The 6,705-nt window shown below is 40.7% G+C and carries 10 protein-coding genes; 8 read left to right on the forward strand and 2 right to left on the reverse strand.

The window, feature by feature from the left end; genetic code table 11:
• Positions 1-432: 432 nt before the first annotated feature.
• A complete protein-coding gene (locus AC27KT_RS19570; RefSeq protein ID WP_334059186.1) occupies positions 433-849 on the forward strand; it encodes a hypothetical protein in 417 nt (138 codons plus the stop codon).
• A 1,110-nt stretch (positions 850-1,959) separates the two neighbouring features.
• Here AC27KT_RS19570 and AC27KT_RS19575 read toward each other — a convergent pair.
• Positions 1,960-2,241, reverse strand: a complete 282-nt coding sequence (locus tag AC27KT_RS19575; protein ID WP_487132744.1) for a type II toxin-antitoxin system RelE/ParE family toxin — start codon at positions 2,239-2,241, stop codon at positions 1,960-1,962.
• The gene (locus AC27KT_RS19580; protein WP_487132746.1) at positions 2,238-2,522 is read right to left on the reverse strand and encodes a type II toxin-antitoxin system TacA family antitoxin; all 285 of its coding nucleotides are present in this window, start codon (positions 2,520-2,522) and stop codon (positions 2,238-2,240) included. Before AC27KT_RS19580 ends, AC27KT_RS19575 begins: the two co-directional genes overlap by 4 nt.
• Positions 2,523-2,715: 193 nt before the next feature.
• On the opposite strand from AC27KT_RS19580, the gene AC27KT_RS19585 reads away from it, so the two are divergent.
• The 7 genes from AC27KT_RS19585 to AC27KT_RS19615 all read left to right on the forward strand — a co-directional run bounded on the left by AC27KT_RS19585 (position 2,716) and on the right by AC27KT_RS19615 (position 6,068).
• Positions 2,716-2,901 (forward strand): hypothetical protein, encoded by a 186-nt coding sequence (locus AC27KT_RS19585; RefSeq protein WP_179982270.1) that lies wholly within the window; start codon positions 2,716-2,718, stop codon positions 2,899-2,901.
• 320 nt (positions 2,902-3,221) lie between these two features.
• A complete protein-coding gene (locus AC27KT_RS19590) occupies positions 3,222-3,476 on the forward strand; it encodes a hypothetical protein (RefSeq protein ID WP_487132749.1) in 255 nt (84 codons plus the stop codon).
• Between the two features lie 14 nt (positions 3,477-3,490).
• Positions 3,491-3,817 carry a YceK/YidQ family lipoprotein gene (locus AC27KT_RS19595; protein WP_487132751.1) on the forward strand — a complete coding sequence of 109 codons (327 nt, stop codon included), beginning with the start codon at positions 3,491-3,493 and terminating at the stop codon, positions 3,815-3,817.
• A gap of 152 nt (positions 3,818-3,969) precedes the next feature.
• Positions 3,970-4,260, forward strand: coding sequence for a hypothetical protein (locus AC27KT_RS19600; protein WP_141152202.1), 291 nt, complete (start codon positions 3,970-3,972; stop codon positions 4,258-4,260).
• 105 nt (positions 4,261-4,365) lie between these two features.
• Entirely contained in the window at positions 4,366-4,752 is a 387-nt protein-coding gene (locus AC27KT_RS19605; protein WP_487132753.1) for a hypothetical protein, read from the forward strand.
• 130 nt (positions 4,753-4,882) lie between these two features.
• Positions 4,883-5,182: a hypothetical protein gene (locus AC27KT_RS19610; protein ID WP_487132754.1), complete on the forward strand. Its 300-nt coding sequence runs from the start codon at positions 4,883-4,885 to the stop codon at positions 5,180-5,182.
• Between the two features lie 460 nt (positions 5,183-5,642).
• The gene (locus AC27KT_RS19615; RefSeq protein WP_487132756.1) at positions 5,643-6,068 is read left to right on the forward strand and encodes a hypothetical protein; all 426 of its coding nucleotides are present in this window, start codon (positions 5,643-5,645) and stop codon (positions 6,066-6,068) included.
• Positions 6,069-6,705 lie beyond the last annotated feature (637 nt).

The raw sequence follows: 6,705 nt of genomic DNA on the forward strand, positions 1-6,705 counted from the left end.
CGTCATTTACTTACAGCATTAAAAAATAGGTTAAACCATGACATTAAAGCATCAAGGTTGTTTCTCTAGGCTGTCTTCACAGCTAACTTTCTCAGTTATTTTAACGACTTTAGCAACGCGCTTTTTATCAACATCACAACGCCAACATTCTGCATCTCCAGTCTTCTAAACTCGCTCTTTTATCCAGCAATATCGTTAACATCTGGCATTTCGAACAGGGTTGTTTTATCTTAAATTCAATAATTTAATTACGCGGTCTAACGGACTAGTGGTGGCAGCAAAGCTGCGTACTTTTCTTTGTACGCCTAACAAAACGCTGTTGGCACTCCCTTCGGTCGCTGGGACGCTAACACGTGGGCTGGCTCGCTTCGCTCGGATTTTAGCCCACGTGCTAGCGCCCCAAAGCTTAGCGTTATAAACAAGGGGGCAGAGTTGCACTTTAAATTTGATGAAAAAGCTTACAAAGCCTACCACAAAATATTATTGCCAAGTCTTTGGCTCTGGGCTCTCATAATTTTTATTATTCATAAAGAATTTGGTCTAAATACAGTTTTTGTCATTATTTTTGCAGTACCTGCTTTTGCATACTCAGCTTCTCACCTTAGATTTTGGAATAGAACATTGAAGGAAAAGAAGCAAGAAAAAATTGTTGTTAGCAAAGGGTGTTTTAAGTTTGAGAACGAAATTACTGGTTATAAAATCGCTAAACCATTGGGTGATATTGTAAGTGTAAAAACTTCCAATTTTCTTTTCATTCCAAGAGTTTCAATTAACTTTAAGAATAATGAAGTTTTAAGTTTAAGTTGGGTCCAAAATCGAGATGGTTTGGTCAACAAGCTTCGGTCGTAAAGCCTTGCTTATAACAAGGCGCTTAAGGCGGTCGCTCCGCTCCCTGGGACGGTAACGCTGCGCAGCTTCGCTATTTTCGCGCAGCATTACCGCCCCTTAGCTTAACGTTATATGACAAAGGTACTTTTGTGTTTCCAGTCTTCTTTTTGATTTCATTTCTTCTTGGAAATTTCATAGGTTTTCGAATTGTTCTCCACCTACTCAAAGTGACTGAAAATGTAAACAAGCGCAGTATATTACTTACTGGTTTATTTTTAATTACGCAGGCTTTTTCAGCTTCAATTACCTATTTAACGGGTTTAGTAGAGCCAGCATCAGTTGTAATATCGATAGTGTTGTTTTCGTTCATTTTAAAGCGCTTTATGGTTTTGAAACTATGGCAAGTTATCTTGATCCCCATCGGCGTATCATTAGTCTCTGGGCTTATATTGGCTATCTTGCTAATGTCTACAGTGCAATTATGGGGTGGTTCAAGGGTTTAATCAGCATGTCATATAACAACCCAATCAACACACTCACTTCGTTCGCTGGGACGCATACACGCGGGGCGGCTTCGCCATTATGCCCCACATGTCTGCGCCCGTTATTGGAAAGTTATGTCCATGATTAGATTATGAAGATTTATTGCTTAACTATCGGAATATCTTTATTAGTTGGTTCAGCTATTTTGCTGTTATATAGAATTCAGTTTATGTATCGGGCTAGAACAGTAAGTGCTGTTGTTGTAGACAAAATCTTTCGTAATGCGAGTACCGAAACTCGTTCTAGTAGAGCGAAGGTTTTAAAGCTCAGCTTCGATCATCCATCTTCTGGACTTGCGAGTTATGTTTGCGATACCAGCATACTTACAATGCTCTTTGATATAAATGACAAATTACAACTATCAATCTTGGGTGATAAAGTGTTGATAAAACACTGGGGCTATATAATTTTGGCTCCGGCGGCATTATTAATTTTTGGCACTCTATGCATTTATGTGTCGTATCAAATTTAGCGCAAGGCATAACAAACGCATTAACACTCGCTACGCTCGCTAGGGACAAAAACACGTAGGCTCCCTTCGCTTCGCTCAGTATTATAGCCTACGTATTTTTGCCCGTTATGCGGGCGTTAGTTGCCTACAGGAAATTTTTGCTTTTGGTGTAAAACTCGAAGAATGTGAATAATGTCGTCTTTTATGAAATATGAAACAATCATTGAAACCTCTGGAATTATTAACAATCTTCCTGGTATACCCTCTCTCTCAACTCCCATAAGAGGTTGCTGGTTCAAGTTTTCAACTTTATTCTCAATTATTGCATCAGTTTTTTCTGCTGCTAACGGGTTAAATTCGTATAAAAACTCGAAAATAGCCTCACGATCATCCAACGAACTTTTTTCCCATAAGATCATTTTTTGGCTTTATTCCTAATTTTCATTTTTCGAGCTTCCATGTCCAAGTTAGCTTCTTCATGACTGACGAACTTACTTTGCCCACTCTCTAATTTACTGAACGCAGCATTAACCTCTTCAGTAAGCCACTGATCATGAGTAATTATTTTTCGTTGCTGTTCAGCAAGTTCTTCCGTAAGCTCTCTGCAAGCGTCACTTAAAGTGCGTCCTTGGCTTTCGGCCATTAACTGAGCTAGCCGTTTAGTTTCTTCATCTACTCTAAACTGAATACGGGTATCCATGGTAAACTCCTTATGAAATGTACGCACAAATGTTAGCACACCTATTGAATTTACGGCAACTAACAAACGCATTAACACTCGCTACGCTCGCTAGGGACAAAAACACGTAGGCTCCCTTCGCTTCGCTAAGTATTATAGCCTACGTATTTTTGCCCGTTATGCGGGTGTTATAAGACAAGAGTCGCTTTCAAATATGGATAGGTTTAAATACGAAGTAAAAACTGTAGGTGGGGTATTCAAGCTGCGCTCCACAAAGCTCAAAGAATTAGAAGAACTCTGCGGTAATATGGGTAATAAAGGCTGGGAACTTGTTTCTGTAAACTATGACTGGCTAACGGTTAGCTATACTCTTTTTTTTAGAAAGAAAGTCCTCAATTAAAGTGCTACGGTTATTGGTCTTAGGTTATTTTAGCATTGTCATATAACAACCCAATCAACACACTCACTACGTTCGCTGGGACGCAGACATGCGGGGCGGCTTCGCCATTATGCCCCACATGTCTGCGCCCGTTATTGGAAAGTTATAAGGCGTCAGCCTAAACTGCGTTTGGCTTTATAAAAATCCCAATAAAACTACCCTCACCTGTTTTTATAAGCATCGCTCTGGCTTGTGGTAGGTTTAAATCCGCCGCTTTCAATTCAAAGGTTGCGCATTAGGCGCTTTATCGCCAAGGTATTATTCAACGTCAATAAGCGCAAATGCGTTTGACAGTTCAAATGGCGGCTAGCTTCAGTCAATTCAAAAACATCAATGCACAGTCGTTTTTCTTGTCTGTGTTAACAATCAATCGTATGCTGGCTTCATTAGTTTTTAAAAAGACCAAAGGAACTGGCTTTGCTTATAACAAGGCGCTTAAGACCACTCCCTTCGGTCGCTCGGACGCATTTACGCGGGGCGGCTTCGCCATTATGCCCCACGCAACTGCGCCGCTTAGCTTAATGTTATGTACTTAAAAGGATTTGTTAAATTGAAAAGGATTTTTATTCTATTACTGTCTTCACTTTGTTTCTCTTGCGCAACGGTTAAAACCATCGACCCGGTTAATAATCATGTTCAAATCGAGCACCGTGGGAAAGAAAGTTACTGCTCAGAAATTCCAAGAATATATAGTGGTCTTATGTATAACTTCTGCTTGTTATATGGTGAACCTAGCAGAGTCGAAAACGTTGGCTCAAGATTCGGCAATGTTCCGTTTTTCGTCATAGACACCGCTTTCTCGGTAGCAGCAGACACTATTGTCATTCCTTATACTGCGGTACAACAGGCAAGCAAAGGCAACATCAAAGTTAATTAGGAAGTTTGTGGACGTACATAACAAACCACTCAAGGCACTCGCGCTGCTCGCTGGGACGCTAACACATGGGCTGCGTCACTTCGTTCCTAATTTTAGCCCATATGTTATCGCCCCTTAGTGGGGTGTTATGTGCCACTTAAAACTAGAAACCTATGACTAGAATTTTTCATACTCAACTCAGCTTAAAGTCACTTATCAAAATATCTGCAACCATCAATTTTATAGGTGGATTAGTATTTGGAGTTCTCATTTTTATTATTGCGCTTTTCGGAGAACCGACCATAGTCGATTTAATTTCAGTAGTAGCAACACCAGCAGTTTCGGTTGTAAATGGCGTTATGATGGCCTTAGTAGCGTATCCATTTTATAAACGGTGGTGCGCAAAAATTAAAGGTCAGAAAGTTAGTGGTTTTTTCGTGGAAGTATCAAGCGATGGCACATAACAAAAAAATAAAGTCACTCACTTCGTTCGCTGGGACGCATACACGCGGGGCGGCTGCGCCATTATGCCCCACATGTCTGCGCCCGTTATTGGAAAGTTATATTCCATGAAAACGTTCAGCGACTCATTTAGAAAAAATGCTTTTGCTTGCATATTCGGACCGCTAGCAGTAATCCCTGCAACAATTGTATATGCGCTCGCTTTCAAAATTATTGAGCCGCAAGCTAATAGTAGCAATTTTGAATTAGTACCATTTGTGGCTTTCATTGCTCTTATTGTTGCCTATCCAGCAACTCTTTTTTTCGGTTTACCTCTAAGTTTAATTCTGCAGAAAATGGGAAAGTTTAACTTAGTAAGTTTAATGACTGTTTCAACTATCTCTATTTCAGCTTACGGAGTTATCAGTGGTTCACAATTCACAGAATTTGCTTTAGCAATATACTTTTCAATGTTCGTTGTCATTGGCTGTTGGTATTTACATCGGGTGGGGTAATGGAATATAACAAACCAATCAAGCTCGCTCACTACGTTCGCTGGGACAGTTACTCGCCCGCGCTATCGCTATTTTCGCGGGCAAGTAACTGCCCCTTATTGGGGTGTTATGTGCTAAAGAGAATTCTTAGATGGATCTATTTTTTGCAAATCTAGCAACAATTGTATTCTTCATTACTGGGTATAAGCTCATTGAAAAAGCAATTTTTCCAATGCCCTCCACTCTGCTGAAAATTGCACTCTATTCCCTTTTGATCTTCTGCTGTTTAGGCACTACTTCGATTCTTTTTGCAATTGCTATCGGACTCTGGTTACCAGATACATACCCAGTCACTTTTTCATACAAAGCGCTGTTTATTTGTCCTATTATTACCATCTACTTTTTATTTAAAATGATGCAAAACAAAAGGCTTCTTTCTGCACGCACATAACAAGCGCATTAACACTCGCTGCGCTCGCCGGGGACAAAAAAACGTAGGCTCCCTGCGCTTCGCTTGGTATTGTAGCCTACGTATTTTTGCCCGTTATGCGGGTGTTATACACCACCCATTTTTTAGTAATAATCAGACCAAAGTTTTGCGCTTTTTTACAGCAGCTTTTGGGGTTCGTTTTAGTTTTTGGTCAGCATCGAAGGGTGCTTGAAAGCTCTGCTTTTCAACTCAAGCTGCCCTCTTTTCTGGCAGCTTGCTAAAGTTACAATCACTGGTTGTTTTGCTCAGTGCTTTTACCCTATTTTCTTCAACATGCTGGCAGTTAATAAACGGTTTGTGTATAACAAAAAAATTAAGTCGTGCGCTAGCGCGCACTGGGACGCAAACACGTGGGCTGCTTCGCATTGTAGCCCACATGTCTGCGCCCCTTATTTAAAAGTTATGTTCACAAGGATGGATTATGAAATCTAAAGTTTTAATTGGAATTTTTGGCGGTCTTTTCACCATGGTTGTGTTTAGCCTTGGCTTTTTCTCTTCATTCTATTTAACCACTTCGCTAGACTCTGCTAGCTACACCAAAGAACACGTAGATAACGGCAGATTTATGCTGTACGCATTAAGGCATATCGAGAGTGGAGAAATTGAGAAAGCGAGATTAGCTCTAAGAGGCCATGTATCTCACAAAGTTCTAATTACTGACGCCTTTAGACTACCACCTACGAGTGAACGGGAAGATCAAGTTATCCATGACTTTTATGCAGAAGTCGCTGATTACTTTAATTCTCAAGGTGGCTTCAATGAAACAATGCAGGTTATGGAAAACGGAGAATGGGTCTCAAAGACTACACCCACTATGCAAATTCTTGAGGAATTTTTAGCAAAGTGAACATAACAATCGCATAAACTCGCTTGCAAGCTCGCTGGGACAAAAACACGTAGGCTCCCTTCGCTTCGCTCGGTATTATAGCCAACGTATTTTTGCCCGTTATGCGGGCCGTTAGGTAACCACAGATGTTTTACCGAGAAATAGTAATTGGCATCACAACCATTTTTGCTTGGTTGCCTGCTCTTATACTTACTTTTCTATCCGCATTTGTATTTCTGATGGGGTTCGCAGCAATAAGCGAAGGTAATTATCTTGTTGCTATTATTTGTACACTTCTTAGTTGTGGTGGTCTTCTGGGTTTTATTGCTCTTACATCTCTCTGCTGGGGACCTTATATCTCGTTCGTTAAACGACTTCTTTTTCTCCTAGCTGGCGTGTTGTCTTTGGCAACAATCATCTATCTTGGAACAGCGGGCCCAACCTCAGCGCTTTACCTAAGCTTTCATCCGTTGGTTGTTTATTTATTCTACTCACCACTTGTTATTGGTATTTTCCATATTGTGCTTCACTGCTATTTTTGGGTAAGGTTACCTAACAAACCGCTGTAGTCGGTCGCAAGCTCCCTGGGACAATAACACGTGGGCTGGGTCGCTTCGCTCCAAATTTTAGCCCACGTGTTATTGCCCCTAAGCGGGGT

It is taken from the genome of Alteromonas sp. 5NW40-0090 (assembly GCF_057552975.1).

Excerpts from the sequence above, each read along its gene's own strand:
- AC27KT_RS19575 (WP_487132744.1), bottom strand. The coding sequence starts at position 2,241 with ATGATCTTATGGGAAAAAAGTTCGTTGGATGATCGTGAGGCTATTTTC.
- AC27KT_RS19580 (WP_487132746.1), bottom strand. The coding sequence starts at position 2,522 with ATGGATACCCGTATTCAGTTTAGAGTAGATGAAGAAACTAAACGGCTA.
- AC27KT_RS19585 (WP_179982270.1), top strand. The coding sequence starts at position 2,716 with ATGGATAGGTTTAAATACGAAGTAAAAACTGTAGGTGGGGTATTCAAG.
- AC27KT_RS19590 (WP_487132749.1), top strand. The coding sequence starts at position 3,222 with ATGCGTTTGACAGTTCAAATGGCGGCTAGCTTCAGTCAATTCAAAAAC.
- AC27KT_RS19600 (WP_141152202.1), top strand. The coding sequence starts at position 3,970 with ATGACTAGAATTTTTCATACTCAACTCAGCTTAAAGTCACTTATCAAA.
- AC27KT_RS19605 (WP_487132753.1), top strand. The coding sequence starts at position 4,366 with ATGAAAACGTTCAGCGACTCATTTAGAAAAAATGCTTTTGCTTGCATA.
- AC27KT_RS19610 (WP_487132754.1), top strand. The coding sequence starts at position 4,883 with ATGGATCTATTTTTTGCAAATCTAGCAACAATTGTATTCTTCATTACT.
- AC27KT_RS19615 (WP_487132756.1), top strand. The coding sequence starts at position 5,643 with ATGAAATCTAAAGTTTTAATTGGAATTTTTGGCGGTCTTTTCACCATG.